Origin of the sequence: Mesorhizobium hawassense (genome assembly GCF_003289945.1) — a bacterium.
Lineage (GTDB): Bacteria > Pseudomonadota > Alphaproteobacteria > Rhizobiales > Rhizobiaceae > Mesorhizobium > Mesorhizobium hawassense.
Map to the genome: position 1 here is coordinate 544484 of NZ_QMBP01000003.1, position 25546 is coordinate 570029.

General features: G+C 64.1%; 30 protein-coding genes. 21 read left to right on the forward strand and 9 right to left on the reverse strand.

The annotated features are described in order from the left end of the window. Positions 1-162: 162 nt before the first annotated feature. Genes DPM33_RS09910 through DPM33_RS09925 form a run of 4 tightly spaced genes read left to right on the forward strand, consistent with a single transcriptional unit; the run spans position 163 to position 3701 of the window. Positions 163-1269, forward strand: a complete 1107-nt coding sequence (locus tag DPM33_RS09910) for a fatty acid desaturase family protein (protein ID WP_112097205.1) — start codon at positions 163-165, stop codon at positions 1267-1269. A gap of 38 nt (positions 1270-1307) precedes the next feature. Next, a complete protein-coding gene (locus DPM33_RS09915) occupies positions 1308-1622 on the forward strand; it encodes a Rieske (2Fe-2S) protein (protein WP_112097206.1) in 315 nt (104 codons plus the stop codon). A gap of 5 nt (positions 1623-1627) precedes the next feature. Beyond that, positions 1628-2857 (forward strand): NAD(P)/FAD-dependent oxidoreductase, encoded by a 1230-nt coding sequence (locus DPM33_RS09920; protein WP_112097309.1) that lies wholly within the window; start codon positions 1628-1630, stop codon positions 2855-2857. A 34-nt stretch (positions 2858-2891) separates the two neighbouring features. After that, on the forward strand, positions 2892-3701 hold the full coding sequence (locus tag DPM33_RS09925) for a 3-methyl-2-oxobutanoate hydroxymethyltransferase (protein WP_112097207.1): 810 nt from the start codon (positions 2892-2894) through the stop codon (positions 3699-3701). Between the two features lie 9 nt (positions 3702-3710). Here the strand turns inward: DPM33_RS09925 and DPM33_RS09930 are convergent, their stop codons facing one another. The 5 genes from DPM33_RS09930 to hslV form a co-directional block, all read right to left on the reverse strand. Then, on the reverse strand, positions 3711-4670 hold the full coding sequence (locus DPM33_RS09930) for a DUF1402 family protein (RefSeq protein ID WP_112097208.1): 960 nt from the start codon (positions 4668-4670) through the stop codon (positions 3711-3713). Between the two features lie 170 nt (positions 4671-4840). Continuing rightward, positions 4841-6151 carry an ATP-dependent protease ATPase subunit HslU gene (gene hslU, locus DPM33_RS09935; RefSeq protein WP_112097209.1) on the reverse strand — a complete coding sequence of 437 codons (1311 nt, stop codon included), beginning with the start codon at positions 6149-6151 and terminating at the stop codon, positions 4841-4843. A gap of 5 nt (positions 6152-6156) precedes the next feature. Next, positions 6157-6756: a DUF2585 domain-containing protein gene (locus DPM33_RS09940; protein ID WP_112097210.1), complete on the reverse strand. Its 600-nt coding sequence runs from the start codon at positions 6754-6756 to the stop codon at positions 6157-6159. 4 nt (positions 6757-6760) lie between these two features. Next, positions 6761-7285, reverse strand: a complete 525-nt coding sequence (locus DPM33_RS09945) for a GNAT family N-acetyltransferase (RefSeq protein ID WP_112097211.1) — start codon at positions 7283-7285, stop codon at positions 6761-6763. Between the two features lie 51 nt (positions 7286-7336). Beyond that, positions 7337-7888 carry an ATP-dependent protease subunit HslV gene (gene hslV, locus DPM33_RS09950; protein ID WP_112097212.1) on the reverse strand — a complete coding sequence of 184 codons (552 nt, stop codon included), beginning with the start codon at positions 7886-7888 and terminating at the stop codon, positions 7337-7339. Positions 7889-8103: 215 nt separating this feature from the next. Here hslV and hisB point away from each other — a divergent pair, with 215 nt between their 5' ends. The 12 genes from hisB (at position 8104) to DPM33_RS10010 (ending at position 17050) form a co-directional block, all read left to right on the forward strand. Further along, complete coding sequence (hisB, locus tag DPM33_RS09955) at positions 8104-8700, forward strand: imidazoleglycerol-phosphate dehydratase HisB (RefSeq protein WP_112097213.1); 597 nt, start codon at positions 8104-8106, stop codon at positions 8698-8700. Between the two features lie 4 nt (positions 8701-8704). After that, entirely contained in the window at positions 8705-9178 is a 474-nt protein-coding gene (locus DPM33_RS09960) for a DUF2628 domain-containing protein (RefSeq protein WP_112097214.1), read from the forward strand. A gap of 1 nt (position 9179) precedes the next feature. After that, positions 9180-9830, forward strand: coding sequence for an imidazole glycerol phosphate synthase subunit HisH (gene hisH, locus DPM33_RS09965; RefSeq protein WP_112097215.1), 651 nt, complete (start codon positions 9180-9182; stop codon positions 9828-9830). After that, entirely contained in the window at positions 9830-10123 is a 294-nt protein-coding gene (locus DPM33_RS09970; protein ID WP_112097216.1) for a DUF1330 domain-containing protein, read from the forward strand. Before hisH ends, DPM33_RS09970 begins: the two co-directional genes overlap by 1 nt. A gap of 2 nt (positions 10124-10125) precedes the next feature. Further along, a complete protein-coding gene (gene hisA, locus DPM33_RS09975; protein WP_112097217.1) occupies positions 10126-10872 on the forward strand; it encodes a 1-(5-phosphoribosyl)-5-[(5-phosphoribosylamino)methylideneamino]imidazole-4-carboxamide isomerase in 747 nt (248 codons plus the stop codon). Further along, a complete protein-coding gene (locus tag DPM33_RS09980; protein ID WP_112097218.1) occupies positions 10869-11708 on the forward strand; it encodes an arginase family protein in 840 nt (279 codons plus the stop codon). The genes hisA and DPM33_RS09980 overlap by 4 nt, the downstream gene beginning before the upstream one ends. Then, the gene (gene hisF / locus DPM33_RS09985) at positions 11705-12499 is read left to right on the forward strand and encodes an imidazole glycerol phosphate synthase subunit HisF (RefSeq protein WP_167449009.1); all 795 of its coding nucleotides are present in this window, start codon (positions 11705-11707) and stop codon (positions 12497-12499) included. Before DPM33_RS09980 ends, hisF begins: the two co-directional genes overlap by 4 nt. Positions 12500-12508: 9 nt before the next feature. Next, on the forward strand, positions 12509-12832 hold the full coding sequence (locus DPM33_RS09990; protein WP_112097219.1) for a phosphoribosyl-ATP diphosphatase: 324 nt from the start codon (positions 12509-12511) through the stop codon (positions 12830-12832). A gap of 80 nt (positions 12833-12912) precedes the next feature. Then, positions 12913-13872 carry a type I pantothenate kinase gene (gene coaA, locus DPM33_RS09995; protein WP_112097220.1) on the forward strand — a complete coding sequence of 320 codons (960 nt, stop codon included), beginning with the start codon at positions 12913-12915 and terminating at the stop codon, positions 13870-13872. A gap of 73 nt (positions 13873-13945) precedes the next feature. After that, entirely contained in the window at positions 13946-14980 is a 1035-nt protein-coding gene (locus tag DPM33_RS10000; protein ID WP_112097221.1) for a glycosyltransferase family 2 protein, read from the forward strand. A 14-nt stretch (positions 14981-14994) separates the two neighbouring features. Further along, positions 14995-15462 carry a GtrA family protein gene (locus DPM33_RS10005; protein WP_146770224.1) on the forward strand — a complete coding sequence of 156 codons (468 nt, stop codon included), beginning with the start codon at positions 14995-14997 and terminating at the stop codon, positions 15460-15462. Positions 15463-15499: 37 nt separating this feature from the next. Continuing rightward, positions 15500-17050 carry a hypothetical protein gene (locus DPM33_RS10010; protein WP_112097223.1) on the forward strand — a complete coding sequence of 517 codons (1551 nt, stop codon included), beginning with the start codon at positions 15500-15502 and terminating at the stop codon, positions 17048-17050. Positions 17051-17093: 43 nt separating this feature from the next. Here the strand turns inward: DPM33_RS10010 and DPM33_RS10015 are convergent, their stop codons facing one another. The 4 genes from DPM33_RS10015 to DPM33_RS10030 all read right to left on the reverse strand — a co-directional run bounded on the left by DPM33_RS10015 (position 17094) and on the right by DPM33_RS10030 (position 21206). After that, a complete protein-coding gene (locus tag DPM33_RS10015; protein WP_167449010.1) occupies positions 17094-18269 on the reverse strand; it encodes a glycosyltransferase family 87 protein in 1176 nt (391 codons plus the stop codon). A gap of 81 nt (positions 18270-18350) precedes the next feature. Continuing rightward, a complete protein-coding gene (locus DPM33_RS10020) occupies positions 18351-18986 on the reverse strand; it encodes an alpha-ketoglutarate-dependent dioxygenase AlkB family protein (RefSeq protein ID WP_112097225.1) in 636 nt (211 codons plus the stop codon). 89 nt (positions 18987-19075) lie between these two features. Continuing rightward, positions 19076-19513 carry an alternative ribosome rescue aminoacyl-tRNA hydrolase ArfB gene (gene arfB / locus DPM33_RS10025; RefSeq protein WP_112097226.1) on the reverse strand — a complete coding sequence of 146 codons (438 nt, stop codon included), beginning with the start codon at positions 19511-19513 and terminating at the stop codon, positions 19076-19078. A gap of 82 nt (positions 19514-19595) precedes the next feature. After that, entirely contained in the window at positions 19596-21206 is a 1611-nt protein-coding gene (locus DPM33_RS10030; protein WP_112097227.1) for a phosphoenolpyruvate carboxykinase, read from the reverse strand. A 341-nt stretch (positions 21207-21547) separates the two neighbouring features. Between DPM33_RS10030 and DPM33_RS10035 the strand changes: the two genes are divergently transcribed. The 5 genes from DPM33_RS10035 (at position 21548) to DPM33_RS10060 (ending at position 25426) form a co-directional block, all read left to right on the forward strand. Further along, positions 21548-22249 (forward strand): response regulator transcription factor, encoded by a 702-nt coding sequence (locus DPM33_RS10035; RefSeq protein WP_095819116.1) that lies wholly within the window; start codon positions 21548-21550, stop codon positions 22247-22249. Positions 22250-22310: 61 nt separating this feature from the next. Next, positions 22311-24095 (forward strand): sensor histidine kinase, encoded by a 1785-nt coding sequence (locus DPM33_RS10040; RefSeq protein ID WP_112097228.1) that lies wholly within the window; start codon positions 22311-22313, stop codon positions 24093-24095. 10 nt (positions 24096-24105) lie between these two features. Next, the gene (locus DPM33_RS10045; RefSeq protein ID WP_112097229.1) at positions 24106-24567 is read left to right on the forward strand and encodes an HPr kinase/phosphorylase; all 462 of its coding nucleotides are present in this window, start codon (positions 24106-24108) and stop codon (positions 24565-24567) included. Between the two features lie 164 nt (positions 24568-24731). Continuing rightward, positions 24732-25133: a PTS sugar transporter subunit IIA gene (locus DPM33_RS10055; protein ID WP_027166957.1), complete on the forward strand. Its 402-nt coding sequence runs from the start codon at positions 24732-24734 to the stop codon at positions 25131-25133. Then, positions 25130-25426, forward strand: a complete 297-nt coding sequence (locus DPM33_RS10060; protein WP_112097231.1) for an HPr family phosphocarrier protein — start codon at positions 25130-25132, stop codon at positions 25424-25426. Before DPM33_RS10055 ends, DPM33_RS10060 begins: the two co-directional genes overlap by 4 nt. Positions 25427-25546 lie beyond the last annotated feature (120 nt).

The window sequence follows — 25546 nt, forward strand, 5'->3', positions numbered from 1 at the left end:
GCCTAACCCGACTCAGGGTAGCTCATCCTGATATGAAATGATAGAATCTATCTTTGTGACGTTGAGACTATCAGCTCTTGCGGCTATGGTGAAGTCGAAAGTCAGCGATGCGCGGGCCCAGGCGGTTGGAGCTGTCCGCAAGGCGCTGATGGAGGAACCCCAATGACGGCAATCACGTCTTCGGCAGCGTCGCCGCGCGACTACAGCCTGACCGGGCGAGACGCCAGGCTCGCGGTCGAAAACGGGCTTTCGGCGGCACAGTGGTATCACACCGACGTCCCGCGCAAGCAGATGAAGGAGCTGATGCAGCGCTCCGACCAGCCGGCGATCCGCGACACCATCATCTGGCTGGCCGCTTTCGTCGTCAGCGCCGCGGGCGCCATCTGGTTCTGGGGCAGTTGGTGGTGCGTGCCGTTCCTCTTCGTCTATGGCACGCTCTACGGCTCCTCGACCGATTCCCGCTGGCACGAATGCGGCCACGGCACCGCCTTCCGCACGGAGTGGATGAACGATGCCGTCTACCAGTTCGCCTGCTTCATGATCATGCGCAATCCGGTGACCTGGCGCTGGAGCCACACGCGCCACCACACCGACACCATCATCGTCGGCCGCGACCCGGAGATCGCCGTCATGCGGCCGCCGGATCTGCTGCGCGTGGTGCTCAACTTCTTCGGCATTCTCGATGCCTGGCACGCGATGGTCGACATGGTGCGCAACGCCGCCGGCGTCATCAGCGCGGCGGAAAAGACCTTCATTCCCGAGCAGGAGCAGCCGAAGGCGATCCGCGTGGCCCGCATCTGGCTGGCCATCTATCTCGCGACCATCGCATTGGCGCTCTATCTGCATTCGTGGCTGCCGCTGATGCTCGTCGGCCTGCCCCGCCTCTATGGCGCCTGGCATCACGTGATGACCGGCCTGCTGCAGCATGGCGGCCTCGCCGACAATGTCACCGACCATCGTCTGAACAGCCGCACCGTGCTGATGAATCCGATCAGCCGCTTCATCTACTGGAACATGAACTACCATGTGGAGCATCACATGTTCCCGATGGTGCCCTATCACGCGCTGCCGAAGCTGCATGAGCTGATCAAGCACGATCTGCCGACGCCGACGCCGTCGATCCTGGCCGGCTATCGCGAAATGATCCCGGCCTTCCTGCGCCAGTTGCGGAACGAGGACTATTTCCTCAAGCGCGCGCTGCCGCCGACGGCAAAGCCCTACCGGGAAGAGCTGCACAACGACAATCCGGTGGCGGCGGCGGCCGAGTGAGCGGCCCGACCATCTGACATGAGCTTTTGGAGGACGAGATGAGCGATTGGGTCGAGGCCTGCGCGGCCGGGGATATCGACGAAGAAGACGTGATGCGGTTCGACCATGGCGGCCGCACCTTCGCCATCTACCGCAGCCCGGAGGACGAATATTTCGCGACCGACGGCCTGTGCACGCATGAAAAGGTGCATCTGGCCGACGGGCTGGTGATGGACGACATCATCGAATGCCCCAAGCACAATGGCCGCTTCAACTACAAAACCGGCGACGCGCGCGGCGCACCAGTCTGCGTCAACCTGAAGACCTATCCGGTCAAGGTCGACGCCGGCAAAGTCCTCATTCAGGTCGGGTGACGACGATGACGGGAGGAATGGTGATCATCGGCGCCGGCGAATGCGGCGGGCGCGCCGCGCTTGCGTTGCGCGATCTGGGTTTCGAAGGGCCGGTGACACTGGTCGGCGACGAGCCGCATCTGCCCTATGAGCGGCCTCCGCTGTCGAAGGAGGCCATGACCGGCGAGGCTCCAGCCATCAAGACCATTACCACCGACGCGCTTTTGGCCGAGCGCTCAATCCGGCACATTCATTCCGTCCGGGCCGCGGCGATCGACCGCGCCGCGCATGCCGTGCGGCTGTCGGACGGCTCCTCCCTTTCCTATGACAAGCTGCTGCTGGCGACCGGATCCGTACCGCGCAAGCTGCCGATGCCGGGGCTGGGCGGACGCTGCGTTTACTTGAGGACCTTCAACGATGCGCTGGCCATCCGCGCCCATCTCAGCGCCGGAAATCGCGTCGCCATCCTCGGCGGCGGCTTCATCGGCCTGGAGCTGGCTGCTTCGGCGCGCAAGCTCGGCGCCACTGTCACGGTCATCGAGGCGCAGCCGCGCATCCTGATGCGCGGCGTGCCGGCCGAGATTGCGGAGATCATTCACAAGGCGCATGAGGCCGAGGGCGTGAAAGTCCTCACCGGACAGGGCATCACGGCGATTGCCGACGACGGCCCGCAAGTTGGCATCACGCTTGGCGATGGACAGGAAGTCGTCGCCGATCTCGCGGTCATCGGCATCGGCGCCGTGCCGGTGACGGCGCTCGCCGCCGCGGCGGGGCTCGCGATCGACAACGGCATCGCCGTCGACGCGACGCTTCGTACGGCCGACCCGGATGTCTTCGCCGCCGGCGATTGCTGTTCGTTCCCGCTCGCGGTCTATGGCGGACGGCGCGTGCGGCTGGAAGCCTGGCGCAACGCCCAGGAGCAAGGCGCTTTAGCCGCCAGGAACATGCTCGGCGCCAATGAGGCGCATGCCGCCGTGCCATGGTTCTGGTCGGATCAATACGGCCTCACGCTACAGATCGCCGGGCTTTCCGACGAAGGTCGCGCGATCGTCCGGCGCGACCTCGACGATGGCGCCTTCATCCTGTTCCACCTGGCCGAGGACGGCAGGCTGGTCGCCGCCAGCGGCATCGGCCCCGGCAATGCGGTGGCGCGCGACATCCGCCTGGCCGAAATGCTGATCGCCAGGCGGGCGATGCCGGCGCCGGAAGCGCTGGGCTCGCAAGCGGTCAAGCTGAAGTCGCTGCTGGCGGCATAGTCCGCCTGCAACCGGCATTGAGGGATCAAGACATATGGCACGCAGCAGACCGACCGTCGCCGATTTGCAGTCACTGAAGGGCAAGCGCCAGCTTTCCAAACTGCGCGTCTTTTCGCTCGAGGAGGCTGAAGCCGCCGAACGCGCCGGCATCGACCTCATCTCGGTTCCCTATGATGTGATGCTCGACCCGCGCTTTCGCGACGCCGCACCCACCTGCTTCGCCATCCCCGGCGATGAACGCATCAAGCTCGGCGCCACCGCGAACGAGATCCTGCGCATGGCGGTGAACCTGCGCGCGGCAAGCGCCGACGCCATGTATTGCTCGGCCAGCCTGCGGACGATCCGCCGGCTGCGCGACGAGCATATTCCGGTCTGCGGCCATGTCGGCCTGATCCCGGCGCATGCGACCTGGACGGGCGGCTTCAAGGCGGTCGGCAAGACGGCCGAAAGTGCCGCCTTCGTGTGGAAGCAGGTCCGGGATCTGGAGGCCGCCGGCGCCTTCGCGGCCGAAATCGAGGTGGTGCCGGCCAGTGTCGCCGCCGCGATCTCGCGGCGCACGCCCCTGATCATGATCTCGATGGGCGCGGGCACCGGCTGCGACGCGCAATATCTGTTCTCGGAAGACGTGCTCGGTTCCAATCGCGGCCGCTATCCGCGCCATGCCAAGCGCTACCGAGATTTCAGCGCGGAGTTCGATCGGCTCCAGAACGAGCGCATCGCCGCCTTCCGCGAATATGCCGACGACATCCAGTCCGGCGCCTATCCGGAGCCGCGCCACACCGTCGAGGCGGACCCGGAGGAAATGCGAAAATTCGAGGCGTATCTGGAGTCGGAAGGCTACTGAGCCAAACGATTAGAAAAGCGCCTTCAGTTCGTCGAGCTTGTCGTTGACCAGCCAGCCGTAATAGTTCTCCTCGGGCAGCTTTTCCGGCTCTCCGGCCGCGCGGCGCTTCTCGTTCTCGGCCTTCAGCGCCTCGGCGCGCTGCTCCGGATTGCCGACATTGTAGAGCGTGGCGGTCAGGCCCGGGTTATGCGAGATGTCGAAGCCGGCAATGTTGCGGTAGGCGTCGATCGACTTCCTGATGGTCGCGGCGACGTAAGGCAGCGTCAGATCCGGATCCATGATGGTCTTGTAGACCATGTTGGGATCGTTGACGTCGAGCTCGGGCAGGCCGGAAACCTTGTGCACGAGGTCGCTCATCTGAAGCGCCGTCAGCGGGTTGAGCTGGCCGAGACCAAAGGTCTGGCCGGCATAATAGGGCTGGAAGAAGGTGGCACCGAAGCGATCGTTGGGGAAATCCTCGCCGCCGACGGTCTGGCCTCGGAAGGAATGGTTCCACACCTGCTCGCGGCATTCCCAAAGGTCGTAGCTGTCGCCCATGCCGGCGCATTTCTCGAATTCCGGCCGCTTGATGAAATCGCTGACATCCTCGCCCTCATAGGCAAAGGTCAGCTTGCTCGACAGATAGGAGATCGCCTTGACGTAATAGGTCTGCAGACGGTCATAGGCGTCGACATTGTAGGTGTGCTCGCCGACGATCGCGCCGACGATATGCATCGGGTCGATGCCATAGGCCGCCGCCGCCTTCCTGATCTTGGCGCGCAAGTCGGCGTCGTTCTGCAGCAGCGCGTAGACCTTGCGGTACTTGGCCTGGAAGGTGGTGTTGGTGGCCTGGGTGCGCCGGCTGGACGCGCCCGGAATATCCGGCTGCACGCTGTTGCGGTTGCCGGGCGGCACCATGGTTGCCGCATCAGCGGTTGCCACCGCCGCCGCCAGCACGAGACCAGCCAGTAGAAACAGGTATTTCTTCATACGCCGCCGCCTTTGAATCGGCGGCAACCTAGGTAAAGCGCTCGGCGGAGTCGAGAGAAGGCTTGAACCCGCCGCCAAGAATGGTGACCAGATGCTTCCATTTGGCCACACCCAGGATTTGTCAGCCGGACAATTCGGGCCGGCGGTCAGGCCGGCCCGAATTCAAAAAATCAGAGAATGAACCGCGACAGGTCGGTGTTGCGCGACAGGTCGCCGACATGCTTCTCGACATAGGCGGCGTCGATGGTGACCGCCGTGCCGTTGCGGTCCGGCGCGTCGTAGGAGATTTCGTCCAGCACGCGCTCCATCACCGTCTGCAGGCGCCGGGCGCCGATGTTCTCGACGCTGGCGTTGAGGTCGACAGCGATGCCGGCGAGCGAATCGATGGCGTCGTCGGTGAAGGTCAGCTCGACGCCCTCGGTCTTCATCAGCGCGATATACTGCTTGATGAGGCTCGCCTCCGTCTCGGTGAGGATGCGGACGAAGTCCGACTTCTCCAGCGCGCGCAGCTCGACGCGGATCGGCAAGCGGCCCTGCAGCTCCGGCAAAAGGTCCGACGGCTTGGAGACGTGGAAGGCGCCGGAGGCGATGAACAGGATATGGTCGGTCTTGATCGGCCCATATTTGGTCGCGACCGTCGTGCCTTCGACCAGCGGCAGCAGATCGCGCTGCACGCCTTCGCGCGACGGGCCGCCCGAAATGTCGCTTCGGGCCGCGATCTTGTCGATCTCGTCGAGGAAGACGATGCCGTCGTTTTCGGCCGATTCCAGCGCCCTGCGCACCACTTCGTCCTGGTCGAGCAGCTTGTCGGACTCGTCATTGACCAGCAGCGCGTAGGAATCGCGCACCGTGGTCTTGCGGGTCTTGGTCTTGCGGCCGCCCATCGCCTTCGACAGCATGTCGTTGATGTTGAGCACGCCGACATTGGCGCCGGGCATGCCGGGAATCTCGAAGCCGGGCATGCCGCCGGTGCCGGTGTCGGCCACCTCGATCTCGATCTCCTTGTCGTCGAGCTCGCCGTCGCGCAGCTTCTTGCGGAAGCTGTCGCGCGTGGCCGGGCTCGCCGTCTTGCCTACGAGGGCTTCAAGCACGCGCTCCTCGGCATTGACCTGCGCGCGCGCGCTGACGTCGCCGCGCATCTTCTCGCGCGCCAGGCCGATGGCGACCTCGACGAGGTCGCGCACGATCTGCTCGACATCGCGGCCGACATAGCCGACCTCGGTGAACTTGGTCGCCTCGACCTTGACGAAGGGCGCGCCGGCGAGCCGGGCCAGGCGGCGCGAGATCTCGGTCTTGCCGACGCCGGTCGGGCCGATCATCAGGATGTTCTTCGGCATCACCTCTTCACGCATCTGGCCTTCCAGCTGCTGGCGGCGCCAGCGGTTGCGCAAGGCGATGGCCACGGCGCGCTTGGCGTCCTTCTGGCCGATGATGAAGCGGTCGAGTTCCGAAACGATTTCACGGGGAGAAAAGGTGCTCATAAGACTCAAATTCCACTTTGCCACTGCCTGATGGACTCGAACGGATGCAGCAGCATGATCACGTTGAGCGTCAGATTGTCCCGGATGATGTAGCCCGTGCCGAACTCGAAGATGAGCGCCAGGGCCACGATCACCCATATAGGTAGCTTTCGCGCCATCACAAATCCCAGCGCCATGAACAGCGTGTCGGACACCGAATTGATGATGCTATCGCCGTAATAGTTGAGCGAGATGGTGCCGGCGCGGTAGCGCTCGATGATGAAGGGGCTGTTTTCCAGAAGCTCCCAGCCGCCCTCGATGAGGACGGCAAAGGCCAGCCTCAGCCCGACCGGCGAGCGCGGAAACAGGAACGTCGCCAGCGCATAGAACAGGAAGCCGTGAATGATGTGGGAGAAGGTGTACCAGTCGGCGATGTGCTGGGAATTCTCCGAGCTGTTGACCACGCCGTGCCAGAGCTTGACGTAGCCGCAGGTGCAGATCGGCGGATGGCCCATGCCGTACAGGGCGCCCGCCTGGAAGATGATCAAGGCGAGCACGAGCAGCAGGCCCATGCGCCAGCTGTCTTCATAGGCCGAAAGCGTCTTGTCCTCTCCGGATGCGGTCATTGACTCAGTCCCCCAGATTTTCGTCGTCCTCGGCCACGTCGACGGCCATCAGCACGACGTCCCCATATTGCGAATGCCTGCGGCCGATCGACCTGAAGCCGGCCTTCTCATAGGCGCGGATGGCGCGGCCATTGTCGGGATGCGGATCGATGATGACGCGCGGCGCGCCTTCCTCGAACAGCTCCTCGACGAACTGGCGCACGATGGCCGAGCCATGGCCGACGCCGACCAGTTCCGGCGGGCCGATCGTGAGATCGATGCCCAGCGCGCCGAACGGCTGGTCGGCATAGGGATGGTCGTCCTCCATATGCGGATCATAGCTCTGCAGATAGGCGATCGGCCTGCCGTCGAGTTCGACGATCAGCGGCTCCACCGAGACCGAATCGATATGCTCGCGGATCTCGGCGATTTCCTTCGCCGGATCGTCCCACCACCGAGCGACATGCGGCTGCTCGAGCCAGCCGGCGATCATCGGCAGGTCTTTTTCGGTGACCGGCCGAAAATCATAGCTGTCTTCCTGTTTGGCCATGATCTCTTCCAAAAACCGGTTCCCACTTTTTGGGATCATGGCCGAACACGCTCAGGCGGCATCGAGCGTTTCGACGACGAAATTGTTGTTGGTGTAGACGCAGATGTCGGACGCGATCTGCATCGCCTTGCGGGCGATCTCCTCGGCATCCTTGTCGGTGTCGATCAGCGCACGGGCGGCGGCCAGCGCGTAATTGCCGCCGGAGCCGATGGCCATCACGCCGTGCTCGGGCTCGAGCACGTCGCCATTGCCGGTCAGCGCCAGCGAGACGGACTTGTCGGCGACCAGCATCATCGCTTCCAGGCGGCGCAGATAGCGGTCGGTGCGCCAGTCCTTGGCAAGCTCGACGCAGGCGCGGGTCAATTGATCCGGATATTGTTCGAGCTTGGCTTCGAGCCGCTCGAGCAAGGTGAAGGCGTCGGCGGTGGCGCCGGCAAAACCGGCGATGACGCTGCCGTCCTTGCCGATGCGGCGCACCTTGCGCGCGTTGCCCTTCATGATCGTCTGGCCAAGGCTGACCTGGCCGTCGCCGGCGATCACCACCTTATTGCCCTTGCGCACGCTGACGATGGTCGTGGCGTGCATGGTCAGTTCATTCGACATTCTTGGCTCCGATGCGCGCTATCCCTCTTGAAGGCGATTGGCGCGGTACGAGTGAGTTGGATCGGCCATATGTATGCATGAGGCTAACGATTGCAAACCGCCCCGGACCAGCCCGATAGCGACCGGAATGGCAACTGGCAATCGCCGGATCATGCTGATAGAAGGCTCTCGTTTTCAAGCCCGAAGCCTCCGAACCGGGCAACAAGGACAGAACGATGACGCGTTCCGCCGAAGTCAGCCGCAAGACCAAGGAAACCGAGATCAGCGTCTCGGTCCATGTCGACGGCAAAGGCAAAGCCGACATTTCGACCGGTGTCGGCTTCTTCGACCATATGCTCGACCAGCTGTCGCGGCATTCGCTGATCGACATGACCATCAAGGCCAAGGGCGACCTGCATATCGACGACCACCACACGGTCGAGGACACCGGGATCGCGATAGGCCAGGCGTTGAGCAAGGCGCTGGGCGAGCGGCGCGGCATCATGCGCTATGCCTCGATCGATCTTGCCATGGACGAGACGCTGACCAGGGCGGCGATCGACGTCTCCGGCCGACCCTTCCTGGTCTGGAACGTCGGCTTCTCGTCGCCGAAGATCGGCACGTTCGACACCGAGCTGGTGCGCGAGTTCTTCCATGCGCTGGCGCAGAATGCCGGCATCACGCTGCATGTGACCAACCATTACGGCGCCAACAACCATCACATCGCCGAAACCTGCTTCAAGGCGGTGGCGCGCGCTTTGCGCGCGGCGCTGGAGCCCGATCCGCGCCAGCCCGACGCGGTGCCCTCCACCAAGGGTTCCCTGAAAGGATAGCCCTATGGCGATCTATGTCGTGATGGAGCCGCCGGCTGGCAACAAGGCCGAGGACATCCGTTTCGTGCGCGACAGCTTCACCTGGCTCGGCTTCCTGGTCTCGCCGCTCTGGCTCGCCTGGAACCGGCTGTGGATCGAGGCGGTCTTGGCCTTCGTCGTCATGGCGGTGCTGTCGGCGGTCGGTGAGAGGCTCGGGCTCGAATGGGCCGGATCGATGCTGTCGCTGCTGGTCTCGCTCTATGTCGGATTCGAAGGCCAGGGCTTGCGCATTGCCGCGCTGCGCCGGCGCGGCTGGCGCGAATGGGGCGTGGTCGCGGCCGCCAATCTGAGCGAGGCCGAGATGCGCTACGCGCAGGAAGCCGGCGACGATGGCGACGAGCCGGCGCCGATGCCGCGCATCGTGCCGGACGCGTCGCTGGCACGGCCGCCGCAGACCGGCATGGCGCTGGGGCTGACCCACACGCCTGGAAGGCCCTGACATGCGGGTAGCGATCATCGACTACGGCTCGGGCAATCTGCGCTCGGCCACCAAGGCCTTCGAGCGCGCCGCGCATGAGGCTGGCCTTGCCGCGACAATCGAACTCACGGCCGATGCCGAGCGCGTGCGCGGCGCCGACCGAATCGTCCTGCCGGGCGTCGGCGCCTATGCCGATTGCGCCGCCGGACTGCATGCCGTCACCGGCATGTGGGAGGCGGTGGAAGAGGTGGCTCTGCGCAAGGGACGGCCGTTCCTCGGCATCTGCGTCGGCATGCAGCTGATGTCGGAACGCGGCCTCGAAAAGACCGTCACCAAGGGCCTCGGCTGGATCGCCGGCGACGTCAAGGAGATTCGGCCGTCCGACCCGGCGCTGAAGATCCCGCAGATCGGCTGGAACACGATCGAGCTGCAACGCAATCATCCGCTGTTTTCCGGCATCGAGACCGGCCCGAAGGGGCTGCATGCCTATTTTGTCCATTCCTACCATCTCGATGCGCGGAAGGCGGACGAGGTTCTGGCGACAGCGGACTATGGCGGCCCGGTAACGGCGGCCGTTGCCCGCGACAACCTTGCCGGCACGCAGTTCCATCCCGAGAAAAGCCAAGCACTCGGCCTGGCGCTGATCACCAATTTCCTGAAATGGAGGCCCTGATGACAGCCAAGAAGGGCTATTGGATCGCGCTGATCGATGTGCGCGACCAGGAAATCTACAAGAAGTACATCGAGGCCAACGCCAAGGCCTTCGCCAAATATGGGGCGAGGTTCGTCGTTCGGGCGGGCCGCTATGAAAATCCCGAAACGCCGACGGGCAATCGTCATGTGGTGGTGGAGTTCGATTCCTACGACACGGCGGTCGCCTGCTACCAATCGCCCGAGTACCAGGAGGCGTCGAAATACAGGCTTGCCGGCTCCACCGGGCATTTCGTCATCGTCGAGGGCGCCTGACCGTGATCCTGTTTCCGGCAATAGATCTCAAGGACGGCAAATGCGTGCGCCTGAAACACGGCGACATGGCCACCGCCACCATCTACAACGACGATCCGGCAGCCCAGGCCAGGGCCTTCGAGGACCAGGGCTTCGAGTGGCTGCACGTCGTCGATCTCAATGGCGCCTTCAAGGGCCAGAGCGTCAACAGCGCCGCGGTCGGCGCCATCCTCAAGGCGACGAAGAACCCGGTACAGCTCGGCGGCGGCATCCGCACCCTGCCGCAGATCGAGGACTGGCTCGATCGCGGTCTGGCCCGCGTCATTTTGGGCACGGTCGCGGTGCGCGAGCCGGAGCTGGTCAAGCAGGCTTGCAAGGCTTTCCCGGGCAAGGTCGCCGTCGGCATCGACGCCAAGGGCGGCAAGGTCGCGGTGGAAGGCTGGGCCGAGGCTTCCGAGCTCGGCGTCGTCGAGCTGGCGAAGAAATTCGAAGGCGCGGGCGTGGCGGCCATCATCTACACCGACATCGACCGCGACGGCGTGCTTTCCGGCATTAACTGGGATTCGACGATCAGCCTGGCCGAGGCGGTGTCCATCCCGGTGATCGCATCCGGCGGCCTCGCCTCGATCGCCGATATCGTGCGCATGACCATGCCGGATGCCAAGAAACTCGAAGGCGCGATCTCGGGCCGCGCCCTATATGACGGACGTATCGACCCGGCCGAGGCACTGGCGATCCTGCGCGGCGAGACGGCGGAGGCAAGACCGTGAACATTTCGATCATCCTGGCATCCTATGACAGCGGCCATTTCCACGGCGGCTGCGGCCAGGGACCGGACGCGCTGATCTCCGGTGGGCTGGCCGAGGCGCTGAAGCTCGCCGGCCACGATGTCGACGTGAACGACATCGGCAAGGTGGTCGAGGATGAGCAGGAACGTGAGATCGGCACCGGCTTTGCCGTCTGCAACGCCGTTTCGGGCGAGGTGCGCATCGCGCTGGACAAGAAGCGGTTTCCGATCGTGCTGGCCGGCAACTGCCTGACCAGCGCGGGCGCCGTGGCGGGTGCCGGCGCCGACGCCATCATCTGGGCAGACCAGCATGGCGACCTCAACACGCCGGAGACCTCGACCACCGGTTTTCTCGACGGCATGGCGCTGGCCACCGTGCTCGGCCTCTGCTGGCGGCCGATGGCCAGCCAGATCCCCGGCTTCAAGCCGGTCGATCCGTCGCGCTGCGTCCTGGTCAACGCGCGCGACCTCGACGATGCGGAAAGAGAGCTGCTGAAAGCGCTGCCTATCATCCGGACCGAATGCCCGGACTGGAAGAGCGCTGCGCAGAGACTGAAGGCCGACGGCGCCAAGCGGGTGCACATGCATGTGGACCTCGACGTGCACGACCCGGAGAAGCTGCAGGCCAACCGCTACACCACGCCTGGCGGTCCGGCGCCCGAACAGGTGCGCACCGCCATGTGCGGCCTCGCCGGCCCGCTCAGCGTCGCCGGACTGACCATTTCGGCCTACGATCCGGCCTTCGACCCCAAGGGCGATGTGCCGCCGCTGGTCGGCGAGCTGGTGGTCGACCTGCTCGCGACGCTGGAAGGCAAATGATGCTGAAGGCCCGCGTCATCCCTTGCCTCGACGTCAAGAACGGCCGCGTGGTCAAGGGCGTCAATTTCGTCGATCTCGTCGATGCCGGCGATCCGGTCGAAGCCGCCAAGGCCTATGACGCGGCCGGCGCCGACGAGCTCTGCTTCCTCGACATCACCGCGTCGTCCGACAATCGCGAGACGATCTTCGACGTGATCGCCAGGACGGCCGAGCAATGTTTCATGCCGCTCACGGTCGGCGGCGGCGTGCGCCAGGTGGCCGACATCCGCAAGCTGCTTCTGGCCGGCGCCGACAAGGTGTCGATCAACACGGCGGCGGTGAAGAACCCGGATTTCGTCGCCGAAGCCGCCGACAAGTTCGGCAACCAGTGCATCGTCGTTGCCATCGACGCCAAGAAGGTATCGGCGGCCGGCGAGAGCGACCGCTGGGAGATCTTCACCCATGGCGGGCGCGAGAAGACCGGCATCGACGCCGTCGACTTCGCCAGAAAGATGGTCGAGCGCGGCGCCGGCGAGATCCTTTTGACCTCGATGGACCGCGACGGCACCAAGGCCGGCTACGACATCGCGCTGACGCGCGCGATCGCCGACGCGGTGCGCGTGCCGGTGATCGCATCAGGCGGCGTAGGCACGCTCGATCATCTGGTCGAAGGTATCCGCGACGGCCATGCGGGTGCTGTGCTTGCCGCCTCGATCTTCCATTTCGGCACCTACACGATCGCGCAGGCCAAGGCACATATGGCAAAGGCCGGGCTGCCGATGCGGCTGGACTCACCCGTCGAACGAGCATAAACGACTGTTATGGCAGACTTTTCGCTCGCCGAGCTGGAACAGATCATTCATCAGCGCGCCCATTCCGGCGACCCGGACTCATGGACGGCGAAACTGTTCGCCAAGGGCATCGACAAGGCGGCGCAGAAGCTCGGCGAGGAAGCCGTCGAGACGGTCATTGCCGCCGTCAAGGCCGACAAGAAAGGCCTCGTTTCGGAAAGTGCCGATCTCCTATATCATTGGCTGGTCGTCCTCGGCATCGCCGGCGTGCCGCTGGACGAGGTTCTGAAGGAGCTCGAGGGCCGCACCGGCCGCTCGGGCATCGCCGAAAAGGCGTCGCGCCCCAAGGGCTGAAAGAGACTGATCGAGCATGATGTCGCCCGAAAACCGCTTCACACTTTTCGGCATCATGCTCTAGGAGGGCAGGAGACTCGATGGACCAGCTTGCTCCCACCGAGAAATATTCCCCCTATCGTTTCTTCTCCGCCGAGCAATGGTCGCAGTTCCGCGCCGACACGCCGCTGACGCTGACTGGCGACGAGATCGACAGGCTGCGCTCACTCAACGACCCGGTCGACCTCGAAGAGGTCAAGCGCATCTATTTGTCGCTGTCGCGGCTGCTGTCGGCCCATGTCGAGGCAAGCCAGTTGCTGTTCAGGCAGCGCCAGGCCTTTTTCAACGCGCAGGACATCGTCAAGACGCCCTTCATCATAGGCATTGCCGGCTCGGTCGCGGTCGGCAAGTCGACCACGGCGCGTGTGCTGAAGGAGTTGTTGGCGCGCTGGCCATCGAGCCCGAAGGTCGATCTCATCACCACCGACGGCTTCCTGTTGCCGAACGAGATCCTGCGCCGCGAGAACCTGATGGAGCGCAAGGGCTTTCCCGAGAGCTACGACGTCGGCGCGCTGCTCAGGTTCCTGTCCGGCATCAAGTCGGCGCAAAGCAGTGTCCGCGCGCCGGTCTATTCGCACCTGACCTACGACGTCATTCCCGGCGAGTTCGTCACCATCGACCGTCCCGACATATTGATCTTCGAAGGCATAAACGTCCTGCAACCCGGCAAGCTGCCGAAGGACGGCAAGATCGTGCCTTTCCTGTCCGATTTCTTCGACTTCGCCATCTATATCGACGCCGACGAAAAGCTGATCCATCAGTGGTACATCCAGCGTTTCATGCGGCTGCGCGAGACCGCCTTCCGCAATCCGGACTCCTTCTTCCATCGCTATTCGCAGCTTTCGCAGGATTCCGCGCGGGCCATCGCCGAAGGGCTCTGGGCCAACATCAACCTGAAGAACCTGCGCGAGAACATACTGCCGACCAGGGCGCGCGCCGACCTCATCCTGCGCAAGGGCGCCAACCACCTGATCGAGGAAGTGGCGTTGAGGAAATTATGATTTCTTAACGGCGGCTTAGGCAATCCCGACTAGCTTTGCGAGCCAAACTCCAGCGGGTGTCGGGAGGCAACCGGTGATCAAGGCGGGCAATGCCGCGGGCCGCCAGGCCCCGGTCTATTCACTGGTCATTCCGATCTTCAACGAAGAGGCGGTGCTGCCGTTGCTCGTGCGGCGGATCACGGCCTTGCTCGACAAGCTCGACGGCAGAGCCGAAGCCATCTTCGTCGACGACGGCAGCCGTGACACCAGCGTCATCTTCCTGCGCGGCATGGCAGCCGAGGATCCGCGCTTCCGGCTGATCGAACTGTCGCGCAATTTCGGCCACCAGATCGCGATCACCGCCGGCATGGACGCTGCGGCTGGCGACGCCGTGATCGTCATGGACGCCGACCTTCAGGATCCTCCCGAAGTGGTGCTCGACCTCGTCGCCAAATGGAAGCAAGGCTACGAGATCGTCTACGCCCGCCGCACCAAACGCGAGGGCGAGACGCTGTTCAAGCGCATCACCGCCAACCTGTTCTATCGCGTGCTCGAACAGATGACGTCGGTCGACATCCCGCGCGACGTTGGCGATTTCCGCCTTGTTGGCCGAAAGGCGCTGGACACGTTCAAGCGCATGCCGGAGCGCGACCGCTTCGTGCGCGGCATGTTCGGCTGGATGGGCTTCAAGCAGACGGCGGTATCGTTCGAGCGGCCCGAGCGGGCCGCAGGCGAAACCAAATACCCGTTCTGGAAGATGGTGCGGCTGGCCGTGCACGGCATCGTCAGTTTTTCCGACAAGCCGCTGCGGCTGGCGCTGTGGGCGGGACTGGCCATCTCGGGTTTTGCGGCCCTGCTCGGCGTCTATGCGCTGTTTTCCTGGCTTTTCGTCAGCAGTGTCGTCCATGGCTGGACTTCGACCGTGGTCATCATCTCCTTCTTGTCCGGCATCAATCTCTTCATGACCGGCATCATCGGTCTCTATGTCGGCGGCATCCATGCCGAGGTGAAGCGGCGGCCGCTCTATGTGATCGATCGACTGACCGGCTTCGAGGAAGCGGTCGCCGCGATGCGAAATGCCGAGACATCAAAGGATGTGCCCGCTGGGCGCGAACGGCGGCTCGGCTGACTTTGCGGCAGGTGATGAAATCCGAAAAGGCGTTTGCCGCCGAGGGGATGGCCTCGGTCGGGCATCCATTCTGGTCATGGGCGATGGGTCGTTCAGAGCCCGCGCGTGTCCTGCGGTTTGCCGCGATCGGTGGCCTGTCGACGCTGATCTACGCCACGGGCGCGCTGATTCTGTCGGACCAACATAGTTTTGGCATGCCGGCTGTGATCGCTTCGGTCGTCGCCTATTGCACCGCCGCAGTATTTTCCTATTGGGGGCACCGCCTCGTGACCTTCATGTCCGATGGTGCGATCGGCTTCGAGGCCGCCCGCTTTGCCTGCGCCACCGCGGTCGGATTTCTCCTTTCCGTCGGGCTGGCCACGGTCCTTACGGATATCGCCGGATTGCCACCGTCGGTGCCGGTGATCCTGGCCTGCATCATGGTTCCGATCCTGAATTTCATAATCCTGCGCAGGTTTGTCTTTGTCGGGGCAGCCCGATGAGCGCCGGCGGTCTCGTCCGCTCAAAGGGGAAAAGGCTGTGACGGTCATCCAGGAGCGGCCAAGCACCGATGCGCTGGGGCTCGATGCCCGCAGCTGGAGTGCGCTGACGGCGGTTCTCTGCCTGCTGGTGCTGGGCGCCGCCATTCTCTGGCAGACCCGATGGGGTGTCATACCGGACACCAGCTGGATAATCACCATGTGCGAGCGAATGCTCGCCGGAGACCGGCTGTATATCGACCTAGTCGAAACCAATCCGCCTTTCACACCATGGATGTTCATGCCGGCCGTCGTGCTCGCGCACAAACTCGGTGCGTCACCGGAAATCGCGATCCATGCCTACAGCTATGCGATCTGCCTGGCGGGATTGGGCTTTGCCACGCTGATCGCCAAGCAGGCCGGTTTTGCCGAGAACCCCGCGCTGTCTCCAATGCTGCCCTTGTTCCTGGCCCTGTTGGTCATCTTCCCAGGCAATGCTTTCAGCGAACGTGAGCAGCTGGGGATCGCGCTGCTTTTGCCGCTGCTGGTGCTGACGGCGTGGCGCGCGGCGCCGATCGAGGGGCGCGTGCCAAGTGTTCCGGCGGCCGTTCTTGCAGGGCTTGGCGGGAGCGTGCTGGTTCTTGTGAAGCCCTATTACGCGCTGGTCGTGCTCGTTCCGGCTCTCTACGCGGCCTGGTCCCGCCGGTCGATCCGGACGCTTTTCGCCATCGAGTACTGGGTGATCGGCCTGCTTTGCGTCGCATATGCCGTCGCCGTGCAGCATTTCTACCCGGAGTTCCTAAGCGTCATCTACCCGATGCTGGCCGACACCTATATGCGGATGCAGAAGATCCAGGCGCTGCTGACCACCTACAGTCCGGTCTATCTGCTCGCGCTGGTGACGCTGCGCCTTCTTCGACCGGGATTGCCTTTGTCGCCGCTGGTCACCGTGTTCACGCTTGCCTCGCTGGCCGCGACCGTGGCGCTGATTTACCAGGCCAAAGGCTGGCCCTATCACGCATTTCCGGCCTTCAGCCTGATCCTGGCCGCCCTCCTGTTGAGGATCTCGCAACCGGCCCCGGCAACAAACAAGCCGTCGGGCATGGCCATGGCGCTGGGGCGCAAGCTGCTGCTGGCTGCCATCATTGCCGCAGCCGCCATCCCGTTCATGCAAATACAGAAGCCCAATGCCGAGGTTGTCGCCAAGCTCGCGGCCGCGACTCCTCAGCCGGGCGTGGCACTCGTCGGTGCCGACATCTCGGGGGGCCATCCGCTTGTCCGCATGCTCGGCGGGACATGGATTTCACGCTATTGCAGCGACTGGCTGGGTGAATCGGCGCGTTATCTTTCGAGCGCCGCAACCCGGGACGGCAACAAAGAGATGGCGTCCCACTATCGGCAGATCGCCGATCGCTACATCGAGGGCAAGATCGCCGAACTCGAAACCAAACAGCCCGCCGTGATCATCGTCGAGAAAAAGGACGTCGACTGGAATGCCGAGCTTTCCCGGTGGCAGGGCTACGTCAACTTCCTGCGAGGCTACCAGCAGATTGCCGAGGATGACGAAGTGCGGGTGCTGTTGCGCAATGCTGGAACTGCCCAGCCAGAGTGATCCTTAGAGCGGTTCGGCGGGTTTCGCGAAACGCCGGGCCGCTTTAGGCCAAGGACGGCTCCGCGGAGATTTCGGCCTTCCGGCCTGTCGCCCGTATCGAAAGCATCATCCACGCGGCTAGAAACAGCGGGATCAGGACGCCGACGCAATATCCGCCGTGGATGAACAAATGCGCGACGAACGGCCAGAGCCAGCAAATCGCCAGTATCAGCCGGGGCGGCCGTGAAACCATCGTGGCGAGCATGGCGACCGCCACGGCCACACCGATCGTGTCGTAGGTGTAGCCGTAGGGCGTGGCAAGGACTGCGAGGATCGCGGTAAGCACCACGCGTTCCTGATGCGAAACCAGGCGCCCCGGCCACCAGAGCCACACCGCCGCGGCAATGCAAGCGACGGTCGCGACCGCCTGCACGCCGTAAGCGGCGGTCACCCCGATGCCGATTGCCCTGGCGGTGAAAAACACCGTTATGGCGTTGTATTGATAGGGCTGCGGATAAGGCGCCTCCATGATCGCCGTCATCAAGGGACGGGTTTCGGTCAGGAACAGCCGCCAGACATCGAAGCCGAAGAACAGGCCGGTGGCGACGGCGATCAGGACCGCGGTGCCGATGGCGGCGAAAATGGCCCGCCAGTTGCCGTTGGCGAGCAGGCAGAAAGGCACGAGGATGCCAAGATGCGGCTTGATCGTCAGCAGGCCGAACAGGATCCCGGCCAGCAGCGGACGCCTGGGCGCCACGGCGAGGCCTCCGACCAGAAGCGCGGTCGTCAGCGCGCCGTTCTGGCCGAAGACCGAGTTCCAGATCACCGCGGGACTGAGGACGATCGCCAGTTCCACCGCCGCTCCGAGCTTCAGCGGCCGGATTGCCAGCCACAGACACAGAGCGGTTCCAACCGTCCAGACCACGTAGGCAGGCAGGATCGGCAAGGCGGCAAGCGGAACGCCGAGCAGGAGGATGTTCGGCGGATAGCTCCACTCCTGATTTGGCAGGTCGGGCGAAAACATGGCGCGCAGCGCGGCGCGGTAGGCATCCACGTCGAAAAGCACGGCAACATGGCCGTCAATGGCCATGCGCGAACCTGCCCAGAGATTGGTGAAATCCCAGTAGGGAAGTCTGTGCGAAAGCTCGGAAAACCCCCTGCCGTCGAGATTCCACAGCATGCTCATGTAGAACCCGGTCATCCAGACGCCGATGATCGACACGACCGTCACGATGGCCACGTCCAAGAGGCTTCGGGTGCTGATCCAATTCGGTTCCATGGCGGCCTCGGTTTCGCAGCCCGCTTTGTAGTCCTGGTGTCCTTAAGATCGCGTTGCCCCGGTTGTCGGCACCGTCACCCGCCGCAACGTCAGATTGATGCGGCCGCCATTCTTCAACAGCGCGGACGTCGCGGCGTAGATGCGGTCGACGCCGTGGAAGGCGAGGCGCCCCTCGCCGCCAAGCACGACTACGTCGCCACTCTTCAGCCTGAACGATTTCGTGCCGCCCTCGCGCGTGTCCTGGCCGACGCGGAACAGGCAGTCGTCGCCCAGCGAGACCGACACCACGGGGGCGGCGAAATCCTTCTCGTCGCGGTCCTGATGCAGGCCCATTTTGGCATCCGCCGCATAGAAGTTGACCAGGCAGGCTTCGGGCGGATGCGGGTAGGCCGAGACCTCGCGCCACAATTGCAGCAAAGCTTCCGGGATTGGCGGCCAGGGCTTGCCCGTCACCGGATGCGTCGCCTGGTAGCGATAGCCGCGCTCCCTGTCGGTCACCCAGCCAAGCGCGCCGCAATTGGTCATGCGCACGCTCATCTCCTTGCCGGTGCGCGGCATGGCCGGGACGTAGAGAGGTGCTGCCTGCACGACGCGCCTGATCTCCTCGACCAGCGCCTCCTGGGCGGGGCGCGCGAGGTAACCCGGCATGTGGCGGACGCCTTTCGGCAGAACGAGCATGGGTCGATCCTGTTGACTGGCGCAAGCATGCCACCAGCAAAAGAAAACGGCGACCCGAAAGCCGCCGCTTGCCTTCCGGGCTACGGTTCTCAGTCGTTCTCGACCCGGCCGCGCAGCTTCTTTACCGTCGACCGGCCCGCCTTGCTCTTCAGGCGGCGCTCCACCGCGCCTTTGGACGGCCTGGTCTTCTTGCGCGGCGGCGGCGGCGGTTCGGCCGCCTTGGCGATCAGCGCGGTCAGCCGCGCCCGCGCATCGGCACGATTCTGCTCCTGGGTGCGGAAGCGGCCGGCCTCGATGACGATGACGCCGTCCTTGGTGGCGCGCTGGCCGGCAAGCTTGATGGCGCGCTCGCGCACGCGCTCGCTGAGGCCCGCAGCGTTCGCCGCGTCGAAGCGCAGTTGCACGGCGGTGGCCACCTTGTTGACGTTCTGGCCGCCCGGACCGGACGAGCGGATGAAATCCTCATGCAGGTCGCCCGGACGGATGACCGCTTCGCTGCTGATGATGATGTCGTCGTCGCTCGCCATGCACGCACTCATGACGCGACGGCGGCAAAAAGAAAAGCCCGGCGCTGGCCGGGCTCTGGAGGAAGGTGTTGGATGCCGGTTGCTACTCGGCCGCTTCCTGCAGCCGCGGCGCGGCGCCGAGGATGGTCGCGTCGACGTGGCGTTCGAACTTCTCGAAATTGACGGCGAACATGTTGACCAGCTTCGAGGCCTGGCGATCGTAACCAGCCTTGTCCGCCCAGGTCGAGCGTGGGTTGAGAATGGCGCCGTCGACGCCCGGAACCGCCACCGGCACCTCGAAGCCGAAATTGGCGTCGGTGCGGAACTCGGCCGATTTCAGCGAACCGTCGAGCGCGGCGCCCAGCAAGGCACGGGTCACCTTGATCGGCATGCGGCGGCCGGTGCCGTAGGCGCCGCCGGTCCAGCCGGTGTTGACCAGCCAGCAATCGACGCCGTGGCTGGCAATCAGCTCGCGCAGCAGATTGCCGTATTCGGAGGGGTGGCGCGGCATGAACGGGGCGCCGAAGCAGGTCGAGAACGTCGCCTCCGGTTCGGTGACGCCCTTTTCCGTGCCGGCGACCTTGGCGGTATAACCAGACAGGAAGTGGTACATCGCCTGCGCCGGGGTCAGCCTGGCGATCGGCGGCATGACGCCGAAGGCATCGGCGGTCAGCATGATGATGTTCTTCGGATGACCGGCGCGGCCGGTCTTCGAGGCATTGGGGATAAAGTCCAGCGGATAGGCGCAGCGCGTGTTCTCGGTGAGGCTGCCATCGTTGAAATCCGGCACGCGGCCGGCATCGAGCACGACGTTCTCCAGCACCGTGCCGAAGCGCTGCGTGGTGGCGAAGATTTCCGGCTCGGCCTCGGCCGAGAGCCTGATCGTCTTGGCGTAACAGCCGCCCTCGAAATTGAAGATGCCGTGCGGACCCCAGCCATGCTCGTCGTCGCCGATCAGCGTGCGCGACGGATCCGCCGACAGCGTCGTCTTGCCGGTGCCGGACAGGCCGAAGAACACCGCAGCGTCGCTGTCCGGCCCCTCATTGGCCGAGCAGTGCATCGGCATGACGCCCTTTTCCGGCAGCAGATAGTTCAGCATGGTGAACACCGACTTCTTCATCTCGCCGGCATAGGACGTGCCACCGATCAGCACGATCTTGCGGTTAAGATCGACCGCGATCACCGTCTCGGTGCGGGTGCCGTGACGCGCCGGATCGGCGCGGAAGGAGGGCAGGTCGATGATCGTCATCCGCGGCACGAAACGCTTGAGTGCCTCAGCTTCGGGGCGGATCAAAAGATTGCGGATGAACAGCGAATGCCAGGCGAATTCGGTGACGACTCGTACCGGCAGCTCGAGATCGGCGTCGGCGCCGCCGACCAGGTCTTGCACATACAGATCTTTGGTGGCCGCATGGGCGCGGAAATCGGCATGGAGCGCTTCGAACTGCGCCGGCAAGATCGCCTTGTTGTTGTCCCACCAGACTTGGCGTTCGGTGCTATCGTCGCGCACGACGAATTTGTCCTTCGGCGAACGCCCGGTGTGCTGGCCTGTCTCGGCGACCAGGGCGCCCTGCGCCGTCAACCTCGCCTCGCCGCGCCGGATCGCTTCCTCGTAGAGTTCGGCCGCGCCGAAATTGTAGCGCACCACGCCCGTGGTCTTCAGGCCGATCGCGTCAATCGCGCAGTCGGGGTTGCGTTTGCCGGCTTCCGACATCAAATTTCCTCTCTGGATTTGGCCGCATCTGACGGGTGATTTTTCCACAGCCCGCGCTGGGTTGCCAGGTTCAGAACCAGAAAAGCCGAATGATATCAAATCTTTAATCGATTTAAAAAATTTGAAAGTTGTTTAAATCGTTTATATGTGCAAAAAACCATAGAGGTTGCCCAAAGGATTGGCAGGCTTCGCTCGTCCAATCCCAATACGGGTGCGATCGTGTGTAGCGGCAGGCCGCCCGTGACTTCGGACCGGGCCCGTGCCACATTTTGTACCCAATTTGTCCTGCAAAAGCCCCTTCTCGACGACAGAAGGGACAGCTCATGAGGGAGCCGCTTGAAATGGCAACAATCGCGCTTGTCGACGACGACCGCAACATTCTGACCTCGGTGTCGATCGCGCTCGAGTCCGAGGGCTATCGGGTCGAAACCTACACGGACGGCGCGTCGGCGCTGGAAGGCCTGGCGGCGCGGCCGCCGAATCTCGCCATCCTCGACATCAAGATGCCGCGCATGGACGGCATGGAGCTTCTGCGCCGCATGCGGCAGAAGTCGGACCTGCCGGTCATCTTCCTGACGTCGAAGGACGACGAGATCGACGAATTGTTCGGCCTCAAGATGGGCGCCGACGACTTCATCCGCAAACCGTTCTCGCAGCGCCTGCTGGTCGAGCGGGTGCGCGCGGTGCTGCGCCGGACCAGCGCCCGCGAGGCGGCGGCCAAGGCCCCCGCCCAGCAGGCCCGCTCGCTCGAACGCGGCCAGCTGGTGATGGACCAGGAACGGCACACCTGCACCTGGAAGGGCGAGCCGGTGACGCTGACGGTGACCGAGTTCCTCATCCTGCATTCGCTGGCGCAGCGCCCAGGTGTGGTAAAAAGCCGTGATGCGCTGATGGATTCGGCCTATGATGAGCAGGTTTATGTCGACGACCGCACCATCGACAGCCACATCAAGCGGCTGCGCAAGAAGTTCAAGGCCGTCGACGACGACTTCGAGATGATCGAAACCCTTTACGGAGTCGGGTACCGGTTCCGGGAAGCTTGAGGTAATGCGTGTCGCCCAAACGGGTGGACATGCAGAGGAACGGACCGGGAGCTGCTAGTCGATGGCAGTGGAAGTAGAGCGAGGCAGAAGGGCGGGCGCGGCAAGGCGCCCGTCGCGGATCGTGCCCGCCTTCGTGTCGAAATTCACGGTGCCGATGCGCCGGTTTCTCGGCCATCATATCTTCTCCAGCCTGACGCGGCGTATCCTGTTCCTCAACCTGGCCGGCCTCGCCGTGCTGGTCACCGGCATCCTCTACCTCAACACCTTCCGCGACGGGCTGATCGACGCGCGCGTCGAAAGCCTGATGACGCAGGGCGAGATCATCGCCGGCGCGATCGCGGCTTCGGCGACCGTCGAGACCGATTCCATCAGCATCGACCCGGAAAAGCTCTTGGAACTGCAGGCCGGCGAGAGCCTGGGGCCGGGATCGGACCAGCTCGACAATCTCGACTTCCCGATCAATCCCGAGCGCGTCGCGCCGGTGCTGAGACGGCTGATCTCGCCGACGCGCACACGCGCCCGCATCTATGACCGCGACGCCAACCTGTTGCTCGATTCGCGCCATCTCTATTCGCGCGGCCAGATCCTGCGCTACGACCTGCCGCCCGTCGACGACGAGCAGCCCGGCATCGTGGAACGGGTCGAGAAGTTCGTCTTCGACTTCTTCCGCAACAAGGAGCTGCCGGTCTATCACGAGCAGCCCGGCGGCAATGGCGCGGCCTTCCCGGAAGTGGTCAAGGCGCTGACCGGCAGCCCGTCGACCATCGTGCGGGTGAGCGAACAGGGTGAGCAGATCGTCTCCGTCGCGGTGCCGATCCAGCGTTTCCGCGCCGTGCTGGGCGTCTTGATGCTGTCCACCGAAGGCGGCGACATCGACAAGATCGTCGCCGCCGAGCGCAAGGCGATCCTGCGCGTGTTCGGGGTGGCGGCTTTGGTCACCGCGATCCTGTCGATGCTCCTGGCGTCGACCATCGCCAACCCGCTGCGGAGGCTTTCCGCCGCCGCGGTCCGCGTGCGCCGCGGCGTCAAGAACCGCGAGGAAATCCCGGATTTCTCCGACCGGCAGGACGAGATCGGCAATTTGTCCATCGCCGTGCGCGACATGACGAATGCGCTGTACGCGAGAATCGAGGCGATCGAGAGCTTCGCCGCCGACGTCTCGCACGAGTTGAAGAACCCGCTGACGTCGCTGCGCAGCGCGGTCGAGACGCTGCCGCTGGCGAAGAACGAGAATTCGCGTGGCCGGCTGATGGAAATCATCCAGCACGATGTGCGGCGGCTCGACCGGCTGATCACCGACATCTCGGATGCCTCGCGCCTCGATGCCGAGCTGGCGCGCGAGGATGCGGCAATCGTCGACCTGAAGAAGTTCACGACCGATCTCATCGCGGTCTCGCGCGAGACGACGCGCAACAAGAAGGCCGTCGAGATCGAGCTCAAGGTCGCCAAGCTGCCGGCCGGCGCCAAAGGCTATTTCGTTTCCGGCCATGATCTGCGGATCGGTCAGGTCATCACCAACCTCATCGAGAACGCGCGCTCGTTCGTGCCCGACGAGCATGGCCACATCACCATTTCGCTGGCACGCGCGGGCAAGTTCAACATCATCACCGTCGACGACAACGGCCCGGGCATCCGGGCGGAGAAGATCGACCGCATCTTCGAGCGCTTCTACACCGACCGGCCGGCCGGCGAGGCGTTTGGCCAGAATTCAGGCCTGGGGCTGTCGATCAGCCGCCAGATCGTCGAGGCGCATGGCGGCACGCTGACGGCCGAGAACATCCCTGGCACCAAGCCCGGCGAGATCAAGGGCGCGCGCTTCGTGGTGACGCTGCCGGCGGAAGGCTGATCCGACCGGCATGTCCGACCCAGCCGAAAAGCCTGAAAACATCCATGGAACGGCGATCCTTATCGGCGATCGTGGCGTCCTCATCATGGGGCCGTCGGGCGCCGGCAAGACGACGCTGGCGCTGACGCTCATTGACCATTGCCGGGCGCGCGGACTGTTTTCGTGTCTGATCAGCGACGACAGGCTGCTTGCCGCGGCGCATGGCGGGCGGCTGGTCTGCCGCGCGCCGCCCGCCATAGCCGGCCTCGCCGAGGTGCCAGGCTTCATTCCATGCCCGCTGCCGTTCGAGCCGGGCGGCGTGATCGACCTGCATATCCGGCTCGTGCCGAAGGAAGAAATGGCCCGTTTTCAGGAAGATATCAGCGAGCCGATCGCGGGCTGTCCCGTGCCACGCATCGATCTTGCCGAGCGCAACGCAGCCTCCGCCTTGCTGGCGGTGATGGCGCGGCTGTCGATCCAGCCTTTTTCATGATCCGTCCCGGGTTTTTTGTTGCGATGCGTCAAAATGGCCCGGGCCGCCGCAATTTTGGGCTTGTCAACCGGCCGCGCGTCGACAAGATAGCGCTCCCGCCGCCTGGAATGGCTGGCGAACATAAGATACGCCTGTGAAGCGGCGATGACGGGAGCCACCAGAGAATGATCGGACTCGTGCTCGTGACGCACGGTCAACTCGCCACCGAGTTCCGGCATGCCGTCGAGCATGTCGTCGGGCCGCAAGACAATTTCGAAACCGTGGCGATCGGCGCCGACGACGACATGGAGCAGCGCCGGGCCGACATTGTCGACGCCGTTGCGCGCGTCGACACCGGCGCCGGCGTCATCGTCCTCACCGACATGTTCGGCGGCACGCCCTCGAACCTCGCCATCTCGGTGATGGAATCCGGCCGCACCGAGGTCATCGCCGGCATGAACCTGCCGATGCTGATCAAGCTCTCATCGATCCGCAAGGGCGACAACATGGCCGCCGCGCTCGACGAGGCACAGGCGGCCGGCCGTAAATACATCAACGTCGCCAGCCAGCTCCTGAGCAGCAAATGAACGCACCGGCGCCGCAGACCGATGAGGTGGTGCGGGAGTTCCCGATCATCAATCAGCGCGGCCTGCATGCGCGCGCTTCGGCCAAGTTCGTCCAAGTCGCCAGCGGCTTCGACGCCACCATCCATGTCGAGAAGGACGGCGTGAAGGTCGGCGGCACCTCGATCATGGGCCTGATGATGCTGGCGGCGAGCCCGGGCTACTCGATCCGCGTGATGGCCAGCGGCCCGCAAGCCTTGCCGGCGATGGACGCGCTGGAGCAGCTGGTCGCCTCGCGTTTCGGCGAGGAAATCTAGCCGCGCCTTTTTTGTTGGATGCATGTCGTTGTCCCAAAACCGCTGCACACTTTTGGGCGACATGCATCGCTGCCAAGACATGCGCGCATAAAGATTTCTTTATATCCCATTGTCGTGTGA